The organism is Blautia sp. HCN-20427 (assembly GCF_037890365.1).
Classification (GTDB): domain Bacteria; phylum Bacillota; class Clostridia; order Lachnospirales; family Lachnospiraceae; genus Blautia.
Window position 1 is genome coordinate 44,584 of the sequence record NZ_JBBKBX010000012.1, and the last position, 17,771, is coordinate 62,354.

The following is a 17,771-nucleotide window of genomic DNA, read 5'->3' on the forward strand; positions in this document are numbered from 1 at the left end:
TTATTATAAGGAGAATGGCTTTTTTTCGGTATAAATTATCTGATATGACGAATAAAAAATTTCTTACTGGTTTCTATATTGCTCCGGTGTCATAAGATAATGCTTTTTAAAGGTCTGTATAAAGTAGGACACATCATTATATCCCACGCAAAGCGCCACGTCACTGATTTTCAGTCCGCTTTCGTTTAAAAGTTCTGCAGCTTTCTGCATCCGCAGTTCTATCAGATATTTGGAAAAGGTCTTCCCCGTCTCCGCCTTAAAGAGGCGGCTTAAATAACTGGGATTGACAAAATACTTGTGAGCCGCCAGTTCGTTGACCGTAATGTCGTGCTGATAATTCCACTCCAGATATTTCAGCAAGTCTTCTATAATGGAAGATTTCTGTCCTTCCCCCTCCGACACATCAGAAAGCAGGTCAAAAATATAGCGCTGCAGTTCCTCCATAGAATGAAAGGCGTACAAATCCGTCTTAAAATTAAACAGCAGATAGGAACTCTTATCCGTCTCTCCACTGTCCTGACCTCTTTGAGTAGTATACACCTTATTAATCACATTCATAATCTGAATCAACGAAGTGAAAAGGGAATAAATACTGATTTCCTCTCTGTTTTCACACTGCCGGAACAGCTTTCGCGCCATGTTTACTGCGTCCTCTGTCCGGTTTTCTGTCAGACACCTCTCCAATTCCATCTCCTCTGCCTGGGCAAACAACTGTACCACGTTCACTTCCGCTTCGTAGCGGTATATCTGCTGCTCCGGCTGCAAAAGCCGCTGGTTTATGGCATATACTGCCTCCCGGTATGCGCCTGCACCCTCTTTTGCACTGGTTTCCGTTCTTTCATGGCACTGGCTGACGCCCAGCTGCAATTCTGCCCCTGTTTTATTCCAACAGGAGACCAGTTTCTTTCTAAGAAGCGCCTCTGGCAATTCCTTTCTGTCGTCAGCTTTCAATATCAGAATAAATTCCTGTTTGGGATAAAAATAGGCTGCACTGCTTTCCTCTTGCCGGAAAATTCCCAAAATGCTTTGAATCTGCTCTTTGGACAACTGCTGATTTCTGCTCTGAACCGCTGCAAGATACCAGGCATCCTCCTCCATTTTCTGAAATAAGTCCCCCAGAATCTCTTTTGCCGCTGCCTCGTTTTCCAATATATGAGAAAAGTCCATGAACTCTCCCCTGCGAACCGCCAGTTGTTTCTCTATTTTCTGCCGCAGCTTCTTCTGCTCTTCTTCCACTCTCTGCACTGCTTTTTCCAGTTCTTCTTTTTTCACCGGTTTTGTCAGATAATCCTTCACTCCATAGCGGAGGGCCGTAGCTGCATAATCAAAATCTGCATATCCACTTTGGATAATCACGCTGGTTTCCGGGAATTTTTCCCGCACCTGTCTGGCCACTTCCAGTCCGTCCATATCCGGCATCCGAATATCTGTCACCACCAGGTCAGCCCCCTCTTCCCCCAGAAGTTCCAGTACCTCCCTGCCGTTTTCCGCTTCCTTACAGAATTCTATCTCCCGGGTCAGTTCCCCAATCCTTTTCACCAATGCCTTTCTGGCAAAAAATTCATCATCTGCAACAATTACCCGCATCTCTTTCCCCTCTCTTTTCCTGTGAAACTTCGATTTCCTTCACCCGCAGATATACCCGGGTATATTTCCCCGGACAGCTTTCCAGCCAGATACCGCAGGAATCCCCATAATAATTTTTAATTCTGGCGTTTACATTGCGAAGTCCAATACCGGCTGCCGCCTCAAATCCCACTTCCCCTGCAAGGGCTTCATTCATGGCCTGCACCTTCTCTTCTTCCATGCCCACGCCGTTATCCTCCACCATAAGGACAATGGTTTTGTCTGCCTCCCTGCATCCTTGGATACGCAGAATGTCCTGCTTCTTTTTCCCGGTAAATCCGTATTTATAAGAATTTTCCACAATGGGCTGCAAAATGAACTTCAATATCTTACAGTCAAGCAATTCCTCCGCCACAGAGATTTCCACAGAAAACCGCTCCGGAAAAAGGATTTTCTGAATACACATATAATTCTCTGTCTGGGTGAGTTCTTCCCGTATAGAAACAATTTCCCTTCCGTCAATATTGTACCGGAACATATCGGACAATCCGGAGGCAATCTCCGGTATATAGTCCACATCCTGCAGTTGGGCTATGGAACTGATGGTATTTAACGCATTGTACAGAAAATGGGGATTTATCTGAAACTGCAGCATTTTCAACTCTGCCTGCTTCTGATTCAGTCTATAAATATACTCTTTAATAATATTATCGTTAATTCGCTTCGCCATGGCATTGTAACTCTGTATCATCTGCTGAATTTCCTCAGTGCCCTCTGATTTTTTCTGAGGAAACAGGGAAATCTCCTGTCCCTCTAAAGAAACACCCGCCACACTTCCCATGAACTCAGACAATTCCTTTACCGGGCGGCTGACCCATTTGGCCAGGGCATAGCTGCCTGCCGCAGTAATCAGTATCACCGCAGCCAGTACTACCAGCAGTACGGACATATTGCCCAGAATCTGCAGCGCCAGTCCCCACACCGGAAGATACTGTACCAGATACCACCCCGTATCTTCATGCTTTGTCACAGAAATCACAGACTCCTGCCCATGCAGCTTCAAAAGCCCCTGTTTTTTCTCCGTCTGCACCAAAGTTTTGCATTTTTGTATCAGTTCTTCTATGGTCTCTGTCTCAGAAGCGTCTCCCTTTTGCGAGTCAAACAAAACCTGTCCCTCTCCCAGAATCAGAAATTCAAAGCTTTGATTCATTTTCGCAGAGCGATACCACTGATTGGACAGCTTATCAAAATCCAAGTCCAAATATATAGTAGCTATGGGTTCCTCCTGTACAATATTCCACACAGGGCGGATAACAGACACTACTTTATGCTCTACCAGACTAATGGTTTCCTTGTGCACCGGACTGAAATAGCCCGGCATACCTTTTTCCCAGTGTACATCTTTGGTCAACCTGTCCATTCTCTCAATATAATCGTCTTCTATTTCCTCTACGCTCTTATAAAGTCTGCCGTCTTCTGTCACAATCACAGCACGCAGCACATCATGCCCCATATCCACCAGCAGCTTCAGATACTCTTCCAGATTTTCTTCTGCAGCTTTCTGACTTTCCGGGTCAATATCACTGTCATCACTGCACAGAAGATTGCGGATTTTATCATCTGAAAAATGCAGGTACAGAAAAGAATCTGTATTGTCCAGAACACTGTCCAGGTTCATAGCAAGCTGCTGATTGTATTCCTCCATGTGCTCAATTTCCGTCTGCATTTCTCTCCGGTAGCTTCGGATAAAGAATACCAGAAAAGCCAGAAGAGAAACCGCAAACAACGCTCCGAATCCATACATCATTTTCTGTTGAAAAGACTTCTTTCCCCCTCTTCCCCTCATTTTCTTCTCTCCTTTGCTTCCAGATACACATCCTTATACTTTTGCAGACTTTTCGTATATTCATCCAAATATGCATCTATCTCTTCTTCACCTGCGTCCGGCATTAGTTCCAGAATATCCTTATCCCGGATAACGCTGGTCTGCAAAGGCAGCCAGGACGCGTCCATAACCGCTTTGCCCTCCCGCAAAAGCTCATGTACTCTGGGAGCATACTCCGCCCGGTCTCTGCTTCCTTCCATACTGCCAAGAGAACATTCTGCATCCAGATAAGTCTGCAGATTCTCCGGTTGCATTAAAAATTCCACAAACTGCTCTGCTTCCTCCGGATACTTACAGTCTTTGGAAATTCCCACGCTGCTGTCTATCCACATCGTCACAAGCTGCTCACTGCCTTTATCCACAGGAAAAGGGATAAGTTCCAGGTCCATTTGTGGATTTCTCTCCATAATGCTCTCATAGGCCCAGCTTCCCTGCATAAACATAAAGCCTTCTCCCGCTGCAAACTTTGTCATGGCTTCATCGTAATTCAGATTGCTGCATTCCTCTGTCGTATACGCATGCAGTTCTATGAGTTTTTCCAGGGACCCCCGGCTGACCGGATCCTCTGTAAAGGAAGTCTGACCTGTGGCCACTTCGGTCCAGAAATTTTCAAAATTCCCTCTGGACGCGCCTTCTATACTTTCCCAGTTCTGGTGCACGGTCCAGCTTTCCTTGTCTGCAAAGAGAAAAGGAACCTTGCCCCGCTTCTGTATTTCCCGGGACACCTGACACAATTCTTCATAAGTTTTTGGAATTGCAAGCCCTTCTGCCTGAAACAAGTCTTTATTGACATAAACCCCCTCAAAGCTCATAGCCAACGGCATCTGGTAAATATGGGAATCGTAACGAAGATACGGCAGATATTCCTCCTTAATCCGCTCTGCACAGTTCATGTCATCCAGAGGCCGAAGACAATTTCCCATAACATATTCAAAAGTTTCCACACTCTGCAGCCCGCCCAGTTCTACAATATCCGGAAAATCTCCTTCCACAGCAGAAATCCGCAGAGCCGTGTCTGCATTGGTATTCATATTCTGATAGACTTCTATCTCATCTTGAGATGTATTGAATTTTTCAATAATTTCCTCTAAAACCTCATAAACCTCCCGCTTCCGGTTGTAAAATTCCAGACGGACTTTTTCCTTTTTCTCCTCCGTCTGCTGCTTTTGGCAGGCAGGGAGCAAAAAGAGAGCAGAGGTGAAGAAGATACCTCCAAATATATAGATGTATTTTCGTTTCATGTTCCTACTCCGTGTTTCTTACTTCGCAACATCTTATTCAACTTCCTATTAAAACCTTCTTTCCGTGAAAAGCAAAACCATATTTTCCAGTCCCCATATGGCATTTCCTGCTCCTTACTGCCTGCAATTTTGAGATAACCGCTAGCCAGAAAAAGGCTCCAGATTGCATTTTTTGTCTAAATCAAGCTGATGATACACAATTTGTTCATCCATCTGCGTTGTAATACTTTCTCCGGCCAACAGGCATTCAAAGGATTCTTTTATCTGGCAGGAACCTTCACGAATCACTTTTCCTATCAGGCTATTGCTGCTTGTATTCGCCCAGTAGGGTCCCACCTTTTGTTTGTCCAGATAATGAATCACAGACCACGGATTATAAATATCTGTCTTATTTCCAAATGTAAAACCATCGTACCAGCGTTTTACCTCACGGAATTTATCAGAAAGTCCATACGCTTTTAAGAACAGATTATTACTGATAATATCTTCAAATTCCTGATATCCTATGGATACCCTTCTTAACATCGTACCTGCCTCCTTTCGTTGCCGGAAATCGGATTTCTTTCTATCTGTATTGCTCTTTCTTCATTATATCTGTTATGGCAGGAAAGAACAACCGGTTTTTCGTTACAGAAAAATGTAAAACTGCCGCTTCATAAGCCTTCACTCTTACAAAGCAGCAGTCCTTATCTCACACCTTAAACCGATACCCCACCCCCCAGATGGTCTCGATATACTGTGGTTTCGCCGTATTAAATTCAATCTTCTCGCGAATCTTCTTAATATGCACCGTCACCGTTGCGATATCTCCGATAGATTCCATATCCCAGATTTCCTTAAACAGCTCATCTTTGGTAAATACCCTGTTTGGATTCTGGGCCAAAAACGCCAGCAAATCAAACTCTTTGGTCGTAAAATTTTTTTCCTCCCCGTTTATCCACACTCTTCTGGCAGTCTTGTCAATCTTCAATCCACGGATTTCAATAATATCATTTTCCTGCACCCCGGTGCCAATCAATCTTTCGTATCTGGCCAGATGAGCCTTTACCCTTGCTACCAGTTCGCTGGGGCTGAAAGGTTTTGTCATGTAGTCGTCCGCTCCAAGACCCAGACCCCGGATTTTATCAATGTCATCCTTCTTTGCAGACACCATGATAACCGGCGTATTTTTCTGATTTCGGATTTCCCGGCAGATTTCAAAGCCGTCTACCTGCGGCAGCATCAAATCCAGAATAAACAAATCATAGTCCTCTTCCAGAGCTCTTTTCAGTCCTACGTCTCCCCGGTTTTCAATTTCCACCTCAAATCCGCTCAGTTCCAGATAATCCTTCTCTAAATCTGCAATCGCCTCTTCATCTTCAATAATCAAAATCTTACTCATTGACTGGTACCTCCTGATATTTTCTAAGAACAAAATACATCACTGTTCCGATATTTTCCTTGCTTGTCGCCCAGACCTTTCCGCCATGGTCCTCCATAATCTTCTTTACAATGGAAAGCCCGATTCCGCTTCCGCCCTTGGAAGAATTTCGTGAAGAATCTGTACGGTAAAAACGGTCAAAAATATTAGGCAAATCTTTGGCCGCAATGCCCTTTCCGTTATCCTCGATTTCCACCTGAATGAAATCTCCCACGTCCTTTACCCGCAGGTTAATCCGCCTCTGCCTGCCTGCATCTGTATATTTCAGAGAATTGCTCACAATGTTATTGACAACCCGTTTAATCTGCTCTGCATCTGCAATGACCAGCACTTCCGGCTCCACATAGTTGGAATAAGAAAATTCCACATTCTTGGAACTCAGTTCCATTTTCAAATCTTCTGCGCAGTCATCAAAAAAGTCTGTAACCGAAATTTTATTAAAGGTATACGGAATTTTATTGGTATCCATTTTGGAATAAAAGGTCAGTTCATTAATCAGCCTGTCCATCTCATTGGCTTTGTTGTAAACCGTTTTAATATAACGCTCCATTTTCTCCGGGGTGTTGGCCACGCCGTCCATAATTCCCTCTACATAGCCCTTGACCGCTGTGATAGGCGTTTTTAAATCATGGGAAATATTGCTGATAAGCTCTTTACTCTCCCGGTCAAACTCTATTTTTTCCTCGGCATTTTCCTTGAGCCGCTGGCGCATATCTTCGAAATCCTGGCACAATTCTGCGATTTCACTTACACCTTCTGTAGATACGGAAAAATCCAGATTTCCCTCCTTAATCTTTCTGGTGGCAGTGCGGAGTTTGTCCAAAGGCGAAATCACACCGCGGTAAATCCACCAGGTCAGTCCCAGCGCTGTAACTGCCAGAATAATAATCACCGTTACCAGCATATTGCGAAATAATTCTTCTGTCTGCGGAAGCGTCTCTAAAATGTTGGAAACAATAAATACATTTCCTTCCTGTACCTCTTCTGTATGAAAATCCACTCTTTTTACAAGGGCCTGTACCTTACCGCCCAGATACATACCGTCGCTGGCACTGGTGGTAAATTCCTGTACCTTTGCCAGCTTCTTTACAAGCTCTGAAGGGTAATCCTCGCACCCATAATAAATAATTCTGTCATCCTCGCATACCAGAAGATACGAATACATACTCTGCAGCTCTTTGTTCAGTTCAGTCAGATATTGAATATTTTCAAATTTTTCCGGTTCTGTATCCGCCACCTTCTGAATTACCTGTGCCTGTTCATTTGTCAGATTATTTACAAGCTCTGCTGTATTCGATAAACTCTGGTAAGTGGGATTTTCAATGCCATACTGTTTTTCAATTACTTTAAACTGATACTGAGAAAATGCCCAGAAGGCCAGCCCCGTAAAAAGAAGGGGTTCCAGCACAATGATAAAGAAAGAAATGATGATTCTTGTTTTTAATTTCATGACTATTGCCTCTCCGCCAAAGTTATTCTAAATCTTACTTATGTATATTATAGCATAGTTTTTTCTCTTTTCCTCTAAATAATATAGAATCAAATCTAAACTTTCTATAAAAAACCTGTCAAAATCTTTTGACTTTCTGCAAAACTCACTCTAAAATAATAAAAAAATGGTAATACAAACGAAGGAGAAATCATGTTTATAGATAAAGGCCAACTGCTTTCCAGTTTAACACAATTATATGATACCCAGATTACCCAGGCGGTTTCCCTCTATTCCCATCCCGGAATGGGCAAAAGCCGGCTGCTGCAGGAGTTTTCACAGGAGAGAACCGTACTGTACTTTAAAGCCCCTGCCCTTCCTTTTGAGGAGATTTTTTCTCTTTTCCAACAGCTTTGCATCCGCAGACTGGGTACTTCTTATGAAAACACAAAAAAATTTGCAGATATTTTCAAACTGCTTTCCAAAGACTCTGTCCGTGAACCTGTGGTTCTGATTCTGGATGACTTCGTCAACTGGACTGCCGCAAACCGGCGTTTTCCCACTATGCTGAGTTCGCTGATACAACGGGCGGACCCAAAATCCCGGCTTTTTGTACTTTTGTGCAAGCCGGCCTCCTTATATGAAAAAGAAAGCCCCAGAGAAGCTGCCTCTTTCCTCCTTGAGCCTTTTTCATTCTTTGAAATGCGCAGACAATATCCTCAGATGAAGTTTGAAGAACAGATTCTGCTTTACAGCATTACAGGCGGCGTTCCGGCTTATCTGCAGTATTTTCCTGCTGACTGCTGTGTGCGGGAAAAACTCCGGGAATTGTTTTTCACTGCAGACGGGATTTTTTACCGGCTTGTGGAAGCCCGCACCAGAGAATATTATTCCGCCTCCTCTGTTATGCGCGCCATCCTTTCAGCTATAGGCACGGAAACCAAAAAGCTGCAGGAAATCTGTGACTATACGAATCTGACCCCCAGTGCAGCCGGAAGTCTGCTTTCCTCTCTGGCTTCCCGCAATCTGGTCAGCCGCATTGTTCCGGTCACAGAAAATCAAGGCAGCCGCCGGGCCCTCTATCTGATTAGCGACGGCATTTTCCGCTTCTGGTATACCTGTGTACTGCCGTATCTTTCCGAAATCGAAGTGGGCGAAGGCGCACAGGTATTTGAAAAGCAAATCGTTCCTCTTTTGGAAGATTACACTATCCGGGTGTTTCCGGATATCTGCCGTGATTTTCTGGAACTGGAAGAAAAGGCCGGACGCACACCATTTCCTATGCAGCGCATTGGCCGCTGGTGGGGACAGCATCCCACCAAGAAGAGAACAGAATACATTTCCATTGCCGCCTATTCCAGAGACAACATTATGCTGGGCGCCTGCTTCTGGACAGAAGACTGGCTGGACGTTGACGCGCTTTATGACTTGCAGAAGCATGCCAGTCTTTTCCCTGATGAAGAACAGTGGTATTATCTGTTCTCCAAATCCGACTTTGTCAGTGGATTTGAAACCATATCCGGAAACCATGTGCATGTATTCAGTCTGGAAAAAATGTGCCGTATGGCCGATGAGTATCTCTCTTCCACAATTTAACAGTGCATATTTCAAATTGGATTTCATTTTTGCAATATTATAATTATTATTTGCATATTTTTAGTTTGTTTTTGTGTATCCCTGTCAATGCTATACTTTACAGAAGACAAGGAGAACACAAATATGAACGAAAAGAGAATCCGGCAGTTCCGGGAACTCGGACTGACTATTTCTTATTATCGAAAATTAAAAGGGCTGACTCAGGCTGACCTTGCCCAGAATGTAGGGCTGAGCAGAACGCATATCAGCAACATCGAAGCGCCTCAGGTGAAAACTTCTATTTCTCTGGAAAGTTTATTTGACATTGCAGATGCCTTAGATGTTCCGGTAAAAGACTTATTTGATTTCAGAAATTAATCACAGATGACGAATAGGCTGTCGCACGCGACAGCCTATTCTTTCTTCTGCAGTGTCTGGTACAACGAGTGCGAAACTCATGCGGCGCTGCCGGAACCGCTTCCTTTTCCTTTACATGCCTGTTCAAATTCTTTCAGTTTTTGCCTTGCTTCCCGGCTGATATTTCTGGGCACCTGGATTTCCACAGTGGTATACTGATCACCATGGACGGATGAATCCTTCATAGATACGATTCCTTTCCCCCGCAGACGGATTTTTGTTCCTGACTGTGTGCCCTCCCGGATTTTGCAAAGCACATTTCCATAAATGGTACTGACCGGAACTTCACCGCCCAGAACAGCAGTGGTAAAAGGCACTTTTACAGTCGTGTACACATCCATACCCTTCCGTTCAAACCCCGGCTTATCCTGTACCTGAACCTTCAAAAGCAAATCTCCCGGCTGCCCGCCTCGGGTACCCGGATAGCCTTTTCCTTTCAGACGAACGTATTTGCCTGATGCAATGCCTGCCGGTATCCGCACCTGCAGATTCTGAGGCTGTCCTGAATGTTCGTCCTGCAGACGGAATATCTTTTTACAGCCAAATGCCGCCTCATCAAAAGTAATCGTCACATCTGCATGCAAATCAGCGCCCCGGCGGCTAAATCCACCTCGTCCAAATCCGTCCGTAAACGGTCCGCCAAAAGATGCGTCTCCATGGAACTCGTTTCCGAAAATATCCTGGAAAATATCCCCCATATCCTCTCCTGTAAAATGGTATTCCCGATAACCGCCCTGCCGGGTATTTTGTCCCTCTGCTCCCGGATTGCTGCCGTCAAAGGCTGCATAGCCGAACTGGTCATACAGCCTCTTCTTCTCTTCGTCACTTAAAATTCCGTAGGCTTCTGTCACTTCTTTAAACCGCTCTTCCGCCTGTGCATTTCCTGCATTGGTATCGGGATGATATTTTTTTGCCAGCTTTCTGTATGCTTTTTTTATTTCATTTGCCGTAGCGTTTTTGCTCAATCCAAGAATCTCATAACAATCTCTCTTTGTCTTCAATTTTACCACCTTCTAACTTTTCCCCTGCTTGTTGCCTTTACAATCTATTGAAACATAAGACATGCCCTGAGGACCTTACGTCCTTTGAAAGTCATTCTTATGGGATTTTTGTTCTATCTGTAATATAACATCCATTTTTACAATTGTCAACCACCTGGCAATTTATTTTTTCTCCTCAGTCCAAAACAGGAAAAGCCGCTTTGCAAATCCCTGTCAAAAAAACTTTCAACAGTTTTCTGCAAAACGGCTCTTTCCACCTTTTTGTTTCCTTTTATAATACAATACCTGCAAATTCAAATAAGATTCCCCACAACACGCTGACACCATATAAAATCCCTATAATACCCAGATTCTCTTTGGCGCCTTTATTGGTCCTGCAGAGTACCAGAATACCGACTCCCGCTCCTGCCAGAAGTCCTGCCATCATCTGTCCTGCTCCCAGAATACCACTCAGATACATCTGCGTAATAATGACAGACGCCGCACAGTTTGGAATCATACCAATCAGTGCAGCCAGAAAAACACCCAGCACCGGCTGATTGACAATGAAACTGCCGATTCGCTCCTGTCCTACCGCTTCTACCAAAAAACCAATGGCCGCAGACACCAGGAAAATAAAAACGGTTATCTGCAACGTGTGTATCAATGCAGATTTTAAAATACTTCCTTCTTCACAATGGCAATGCTCATGTTCACACAGTTCATGAATGCCTTTTTCGTGATGTTCGTGATGTTTACGGTGATGTTCTCTGTATTCGGCCCGTTTTCTGCTGCCAACTCTCCAGAGAAAATCAATGGCAAAACCGGAAACGGCTCCAATAACCACTTTTAGCCCCAGAATCTTAAAAATTGTCCCCGCTGCCACGGATTCCGAAATGAAAATAGGCAGCATTTCATCTGAAGTTGAAAGAAAAATGGCCAGAAGCGTTCCTACAGAGATGACCCCTCCTGCGTAGAAACCGGAAGCTGCCGCCGAAAAACCACACTGTGGAAATGCGCCCAGCACACCTCCGATAAGCGGTCCGAATCTGCCGGCTTTCTGCACCATCTGCTGCGTTGCTGCTTTTGTCCTGTGTTCCATGTATTCCATAATAAAATACGTAAGAAACAGGAAGGGAATGAGTTTTACTGTATCCAGAACTGCGTCCAGACAAACGTCGATAATGATTGACATGCTTGCTCCTTTTATCTCAAAGGGACTGTTTCTCTCCCAGCCCCGCCCTCTTGCTACAGGGTTTGAATTTACCACAAATTTGAAAAAAAAGCAAGAACCATCGTTGTTTTCCTTTATCGGTACTTTTCACCTAAAAGAGAGCATCGCATCTTTCATAAAGGCAGTATATATAATATCCTGGTACACGTTTCATGCTGCAGCGCTTTTTTCATTTCATTTTTAATAATTTTCTGTCTTTCTCTCAAAATATGCCTGCGGGTGTACACATGCAGGACATACTTCCGGTGCTTCATCTCCCATGTGAATATATCCGCAGTTATTGCATTTCCATCCCAACGGCGCTTCTCCCTTAAATGTTTCTCCCTTTTTCAGAGAATCCAACAACTTGAGATACCGTTTCTCGTGGGCAGCTTCGATTTCAGCAACTAATTCAAATTTTTCCGCAAGTTCAGCGAAGCCTTCTTCTCTGGCTTCTTCTGCCATACGTTTGTACATGCTTGTCCATTCTTCATGTTCACCTTCGGCAGCATCTTTCAGATTCTCTTCCGGATTATGAATTCCGTGAAATTCCTTAAACCACATTTTTGCATGTTCTTTTTCCTGGTTTGCAGTCTCTTCAAAGAGATTTGCCATCTGCACAAATCCTGCTTTTCTGGCAGCTGAGGCATAATATGTATATTTATTGCGTGCCTGTGACTCACCTGCAAAAGCTTCCATAAGATTCTTTTCTGTTTTTGTTCCTGCGTACTTTGACATACAAGACCTCCCTTTATTCATTATACTCACAAGTGTAACGAACCTCAAAGAAGATGTTAATAGAATTGCCCTTGTAAAAACGGGCGTGCCGAGTAAAAGGCGGGCGGCTTTAGAAAAAGCCATCGGTAATTTGCTGGGCCTTTTTGCAAAAATCTTCCTGAGATATTTCATCCGTAATATACTTTTGAAAAAGATTTCCCATAGCTGTAATATCCTCCATCGTATTGGCTGACAAAGGTCTTTCCTTTAATTCTACGTTTTCCACATAGTCTCTCAGCCCCTCAAATCCAGGAACATCTAATTCTTCTTCGCAAATAATATCTATTCTGGCGGGCAGTCTGCTCATACATTCTGAGTATGCAATACTACCTTCACGGCTGGCTGCATACTGCAAAAATTTTACCGCATTGTCCTGTCTTTTTGAAGAACGGTTCAGAACATACTGCCAGGCAGCAATATTCGTGGCCTGCCTTGTAAACTGAGGCAGCGGTACAACCTGAATCTGCTCTTTTCCATATGCTCCTGCTCTTTGAAAGGTGTCCATGGCTCCGCTGTACATAAAGATACTGCTTATGTTTGAATTCACTTACCATTTCGTCATTTACTGTAAAAATATCCACAGAAGCCTCTCCTGCTGCCAAAATAGTGGAAATTTTTGCATGGCGGTTATCTGCATTCTCTGGGCAGGAAAGTACCTCTATTTCCATCTGTAGTTCTTTTTCTGCCCGCTGGATAAATTTCTGAAATTCCGGATTTTCTGCATCAATATGCATAATCGTCAAATCAGCCTCCCTCGATTCTTTCAGAGCTTTCTCTTTTTCCTGTTCCTCTGCCATACAACCCGTAATACCCAAAATACAAACCCCAATTACAAAACCCAACACCCGTCTTTTCAAAAACCTCTCTCCTTATCTGGGCCACCGGTCCTCCTTTTCCATCAGGGGAGCAAAACCCTTATGAGGCTCCGCCTGATACCAGTATGCCACGCTTGCCACATCATCCTGACGCTCAAAAAGTCCTCTGTACCCCACACCAATCTGCTGAATGGTTACCTTCAAATTTTCTTCAAAACAAATAGGATCCTGAATATGCCAACGGTAAAATCCCCGCATAGGCATACAGTCATCATTGTGATAATCGTTGTGAATCACCTCATCATGAGAAGAATAATAGGGATATCCCATATAAGGCGTACAATAGTTCTGCTCCACGGTTTTGCCGTCCACCTGTTTTGCAAAACTCCAGGAACCACCAAAGTAATCCTCTGTTCCTGTTCCGCATATCGTAGGGTATTCCTCATCCCCATCAATATAAAACTTCATTTCTCCTTCGCCCCACCAGTAGCGTTCTAATGTTGTCAAGGCCATATAAGTTCCCACATAATGACCTTTTCCTCTCACATTATCCAAAATCACATAATCTTTTTGAAGCTCCGTAATTTTTTGTCTTCTCCACTGTGCATGAAAATAAGCAATATCTTCTGGTAAAGGGTCATCCCAAAGGCAGTAATCTATCTGGTAGAAAAATGCCGGTATCGGATTCACATGCTGATTTTCCAATGTAATTCTTGCTTTCTTTTTAAACGGCATTTGAAAATAACTGTTCAGTCCCCTGCTTGGAACTGCCGCAATAGGAAGTGAATTTACAATACACTCCCTGCCAAAGCCACAGCAGAAAAAATCTCCCAGAGGGCTTTCCACAGAGGGTTCCTCTTCATCATCCCAATACATACGCAGCACTAAATCCCTTAAAACAAAGCAGTCCGCTTCTGTAGTTTTATTAGTCACAGTAATCCATATATGATTGATGGTTCCCGGCCCTTCGATTTCTGCCAATGTCACAGTCTCGCCGCTTGGTATATCCCGCAGGCACGGGCTTCCTTTCCTTGATGGTCCCAGGGGGCTCGCCGCCATTCCCCCTTTGCCTTTTTCTCCTGTAGGATTCTCTGCATTAATGGCACGGCTTTTTCTGTGCTTCGCCAATGCCAGAGTTCCCAGGCTTCCTCCTAAATCATAGTTCATCTTATTCTCCTCCTGTCTGCTTTTCCTGCTCTAAGCCTTTACACCGCCTGCCATAATTCCATCCATAATCTGTTTCTCAAAAATTGCCACAAAAATAATAATTGGAAGCAATATAATCCACCCCATAGCACTGACCAGCTCCCACGGCACTCCATACATATTATCTCTCAGAGGAAGCTGTACAATAGCAACAGATAACACCTGAATATCATTAGAGTAATATAACGGCGTAAAGAAATTGTTCAGGCAGGTAATAAAATTAATAAGAAGTTCTTCCCCCTAAAGTCTATGCTCTCTTTTTCCTTTTCTTTCCCGTCTTTTTTACAGGTGTTCCTGCTTCCTCACCCTGCGTCTTTTCACTGTGTCTCTTGAGCCGTCTCTTCTTCCTCAACTCTTCCTTTTTCTGCCGAATCAAATCTGCCTCTTCTTCCTTTATCTGTTTCAGAGTCCTGACCACATAATATTTCCCCTCATCTGTCTTTTTTATCCTGGCCTTTCCTTTAAAGTACCCATGCTCCGGACAATAAGCCAGGCAGAGATGGGATTTGGGATTCAGGGAAAACCAGCGTATTTTCTTTCTGGCTGTCTGACCACAGAGAAAGCACTTTGTTTTCGTTACTTCCCGGTCCTCCATCGCTTCTTCTTTTGAATAAAACTCTCTGGAAATATACTTAGAATAGTTTTCAAAAACCCGATAAATTTCTTCACCTCTGGCTTTGGGGTTCTGATAGCAGTCAATAGAATAATGTTCCTGTACAAAAGCTTCGGGAATCTTCTGCAGGATTTCGGCAGTGTAATAAGCATCATTCAGTGCTCTGTGAAATTTCCCCTCTTTTCCCATACACAGGAAATCTATGGCATATTCCAGGGACCTGGAAGTTTTTTCTCCTTCGTAAAACAATCCAAACAATTTCTGCACATCATAATAGAAAACAGGTCCTTTTAAAAGATTTATCATTCGGTAATACTTCAGATTGCGCTGCAATTCAACCAAATCCGAACATCCCCATGTACAAAATTTCACATCAGATCCGCACCATTTCATAAACTGCTTTGCCGCTTTGGCAAAAGGCATACCTTTTTCCAGTGCTGCTACATCAATATCCAAAATCTCTTTTGTGCGAAAATGCAGCTTTCGATAAACACAGGGTTTTACAATCTGCTGAAAAGAATCTACAATTTCCCGCTTTTCATTCAGTTTCACCGCACCTATCTCGATAATTTCAAAAGGCAGTTTCTTATTCTCTCTTCCCTTTCCATAAGGACATTGATTCCACTCTAAGTCCAAAACAATATAATTCATACCAGCACCTTTCTTTCGGAATCATCATTTGTGCAGAATCATTCTAGCAAAATATCCTATACAAGTCAATGCGGCTCCATTGAGAAAAGATGCCGGACACAGCGCTTACAGCCCTTTTCTGTCCGACATCTTTTGCATTTTCCCTTATTCTACTGTCACACTTTTTGCCAGATTTCTGGGCTTATCCACATCCAGTCCCTTGGCCACTGAGATATAATATGCCAAAAGCTGCAGAGGAATTACCGCCAGACTGGTGGTAAAAGGGTCTTTTGTTTTAGGCACATACACGGTAAAATCCGCAATATCTTCCATTGTATAATTTCCGTAAGAAGTCAATCCCAATACTGACGCTCCACGACTGCGCACCTCTACCAGATTGCTGATTTCCTTTTCAAATAATGCAGGCTGTGTAGCTGCTCCAATGACCAGAACGCCTTCTTCAATAAGCGAAATCGTACCGTGTTTCAATTCTCCTGCTGCATAAGCCTCAGAATGGATATAGGAAATTTCCTTCAGTTTCAAAGAACCCTCCAGAGAAATGGCATAGTCCAATCCTCTTCCGATGAAAAATACATCTCTTGCATGGGAATATTTATTTGCCAGCCACTGAATTCTTTCCTTTTCATCCAGAATCCGCTGAATTTTCTCGGGAAGTTTTCCCAATTCCTGAATATACTCTTTATATTCTTTGTCCTTAATCGTGCCTCTCACTTTTCCGAAAAGCAGACCAATCAGATATACCGCTGCCAACTGTGTGCTGTAGGCTTTCGTTGTTGCCACGGAAATCTCCGGCCCTGCCCAGGTATAGAACACACTGTCCGCTTCTCTGGCAATAGAACTTCCCACTACATTTACAATTCCCAGTACCTTATAACCTTTTTTCTTAGATTCTCTTAAAGCCGCCAGAGAATCTGCCGTCTCACCGGACTGGCTCACCACAATGACCAGAGTGTTTTCTGTCAGAAGCGGATTTCTATACCGGAATTCAGACGCCAAGTCCACATCTACCGGAATCTGAGCCAATTCCTCCAGCACATACTTCGCGCATACACACACATGATAAGCAGAGCCGCAGGCCACCATCTGAATACGGCTCACATTCTTAATATCCTCATCTGTCATTTCCAGTTCATCAATCACAATTTTCCCATTTTTAATTCTGGGGCTGATGGTATCTGCCACTGCTTTTGGCTGTTCGTAGATTTCCTTCAGCATAAAGTGTTCAAACCCTTCTTTTTCAGCCGCTTTCGCGTCCCACTCTACAGTTTTGAATTCTTTCTGCAGTTCTTCCTGGTCTACATCATAAAAACGAATGCTGTCTGCTGTAATTTCTGCAATTTCTCTGTCATCAATATAACATACCGTCTTTGTATACTTCAAAATTGCAGGAACATCCGACGCAATAAAATTTCCCTGGGCAGATTTTCCGATAATCAGAGGACTGTCTTTTCTCACTGCATACATCACACCCGGATTTTCCTGAAACAGAATTCCCAGGGCATAAGAACCTCTCACCCTTCCCAGCACTTTTGTGATGGCTTCCAGGGGATTTCCTTTGTAATAGTAATCCAGCAGATGTGCAATGACTTCTGTATCTGTCTCAGATAGAAATTCATATCCCTTTTTCTGCAAATATTCTTTGATTTCCTTGTAATTTTCAATAATGCCATTGTGTACCACTGCAATTTTTCTGTCTTTTGATACATGAGGGTGTGCATTCACCACAGAGGGTTCTCCATGAGTTGCCCACCGGGTATGGCCGATTCCGCAGCAGCCCTTTACTGCTCTTCCATTATCCGTCATTTCACGAAGAGCCTGCAAACGGCCTTTCGCTTTGATAACTTCGATTTCTTTGTTCTCCTGACTGTCATCCAGCACTGCAATACCGGCAGAGTCATAGCCCCTGTATTCCAGTTTTGAAAGTCCGTCTATTAAAATAGACGCTGCATTTTCCTTTCCCACATATCCAACGATTCCACACAT

General features: G+C 43.6%; 15 protein-coding genes and 2 pseudogenes. 2 read left to right on the forward strand and 15 right to left on the reverse strand.

The genetic code is table 11. From position 1 onward, the window contains the following. Positions 1-63: 63 nt before the first annotated feature. The 6 genes and pseudogenes from WKT17_RS08950 to WKT17_RS08975 all read right to left on the reverse strand — a co-directional run bounded on the left by WKT17_RS08950 (position 64) and on the right by WKT17_RS08975 (position 7,562). The gene (locus WKT17_RS08950; protein WP_291682242.1) at positions 64-1,587 is read right to left on the reverse strand and encodes a response regulator transcription factor; all 1,524 of its coding nucleotides are present in this window, start codon (positions 1,585-1,587) and stop codon (positions 64-66) included. Next, entirely contained in the window at positions 1,565-3,412 is a 1,848-nt protein-coding gene (locus WKT17_RS08955) for a cache domain-containing sensor histidine kinase (protein ID WP_340272470.1), read from the reverse strand. Before WKT17_RS08955 ends, WKT17_RS08950 begins: the two co-directional genes overlap by 23 nt. Then, on the reverse strand, positions 3,409-4,692 hold the full coding sequence (locus WKT17_RS08960) for an ABC transporter substrate-binding protein (protein ID WP_291682246.1): 1,284 nt from the start codon (positions 4,690-4,692) through the stop codon (positions 3,409-3,411). The genes WKT17_RS08955 and WKT17_RS08960 overlap by 4 nt, the downstream gene beginning before the upstream one ends. Before the next feature lie 83 nt (positions 4,693-4,775). Beyond that, positions 4,776-5,154 (reverse strand): annotated as a pseudogene (locus WKT17_RS08965) (AAA family ATPase); the annotation flags it as partial. A gap of 229 nt (positions 5,155-5,383) precedes the next feature. Then, positions 5,384-6,073 (reverse strand): response regulator transcription factor, encoded by a 690-nt coding sequence (locus tag WKT17_RS08970; RefSeq protein WP_173749312.1) that lies wholly within the window; start codon positions 6,071-6,073, stop codon positions 5,384-5,386. After that, positions 6,066-7,562 (reverse strand): sensor histidine kinase, encoded by a 1,497-nt coding sequence (locus WKT17_RS08975; RefSeq protein WP_173749313.1) that lies wholly within the window; start codon positions 7,560-7,562, stop codon positions 6,066-6,068. The genes WKT17_RS08970 and WKT17_RS08975 overlap by 8 nt, the downstream gene beginning before the upstream one ends. 192 nt (positions 7,563-7,754) lie before the next feature. On the opposite strand from WKT17_RS08975, the gene WKT17_RS08980 reads away from it, so the two are divergent. After that, positions 7,755-9,137 (forward strand): ATP-binding protein, encoded by a 1,383-nt coding sequence (locus WKT17_RS08980; protein WP_173749314.1) that lies wholly within the window; start codon positions 7,755-7,757, stop codon positions 9,135-9,137. Between the two features lie 123 nt (positions 9,138-9,260). Next, on the forward strand, positions 9,261-9,494 hold the full coding sequence (locus WKT17_RS08985) for a helix-turn-helix transcriptional regulator (RefSeq protein WP_173749315.1): 234 nt from the start codon (positions 9,261-9,263) through the stop codon (positions 9,492-9,494). A 77-nt stretch (positions 9,495-9,571) separates the two neighbouring features. Here the strand turns inward: WKT17_RS08985 and WKT17_RS08990 are convergent, their stop codons facing one another. From WKT17_RS08990 to glmS, 9 genes and pseudogenes are all read right to left on the reverse strand, one after another. Continuing rightward, positions 9,572-10,534 carry a DnaJ C-terminal domain-containing protein gene (locus WKT17_RS08990; RefSeq protein ID WP_173749316.1) on the reverse strand — a complete coding sequence of 321 codons (963 nt, stop codon included), beginning with the start codon at positions 10,532-10,534 and terminating at the stop codon, positions 9,572-9,574. Between the two features lie 271 nt (positions 10,535-10,805). Next, positions 10,806-11,702 (reverse strand): putative manganese transporter, encoded by an 897-nt coding sequence (locus WKT17_RS08995; RefSeq protein ID WP_226853596.1) that lies wholly within the window; start codon positions 11,700-11,702, stop codon positions 10,806-10,808. Positions 11,703-11,927: 225 nt separating this feature from the next. After that, complete coding sequence (gene rbr, locus WKT17_RS09000) at positions 11,928-12,464, reverse strand: rubrerythrin (RefSeq protein WP_291682253.1); 537 nt, start codon at positions 12,462-12,464, stop codon at positions 11,928-11,930. Positions 12,465-12,573: 109 nt separating this feature from the next. Beyond that, positions 12,574-12,810: a hypothetical protein gene (locus WKT17_RS09005; RefSeq protein WP_291682254.1), complete on the reverse strand. Its 237-nt coding sequence runs from the start codon at positions 12,808-12,810 to the stop codon at positions 12,574-12,576. A gap of 25 nt (positions 12,811-12,835) precedes the next feature. Continuing rightward, positions 12,836-13,360, reverse strand: coding sequence for a hypothetical protein (locus WKT17_RS09010; RefSeq protein ID WP_291682256.1), 525 nt, complete (start codon positions 13,358-13,360; stop codon positions 12,836-12,838). A 12-nt stretch (positions 13,361-13,372) separates the two neighbouring features. Then, positions 13,373-14,485 (reverse strand): glycoside hydrolase family 172 protein, encoded by a 1,113-nt coding sequence (locus tag WKT17_RS09015; RefSeq protein WP_291682258.1) that lies wholly within the window; start codon positions 14,483-14,485, stop codon positions 13,373-13,375. A gap of 30 nt (positions 14,486-14,515) precedes the next feature. Further along, positions 14,516-14,752: pseudogene (locus WKT17_RS09020) on the reverse strand (carbohydrate ABC transporter permease); the annotation flags it as partial. 19 nt (positions 14,753-14,771) lie between these two features. Continuing rightward, complete coding sequence (locus WKT17_RS09025) at positions 14,772-15,788, reverse strand: 3'-5' exonuclease (protein WP_291682260.1); 1,017 nt, start codon at positions 15,786-15,788, stop codon at positions 14,772-14,774. A gap of 144 nt (positions 15,789-15,932) precedes the next feature. Then, positions 15,933-17,771 carry a glutamine--fructose-6-phosphate transaminase (isomerizing) gene (gene glmS, locus WKT17_RS09030; RefSeq protein WP_291682262.1) on the reverse strand — a complete coding sequence of 613 codons (1,839 nt, stop codon included), beginning with the start codon at positions 17,769-17,771 and terminating at the stop codon, positions 15,933-15,935.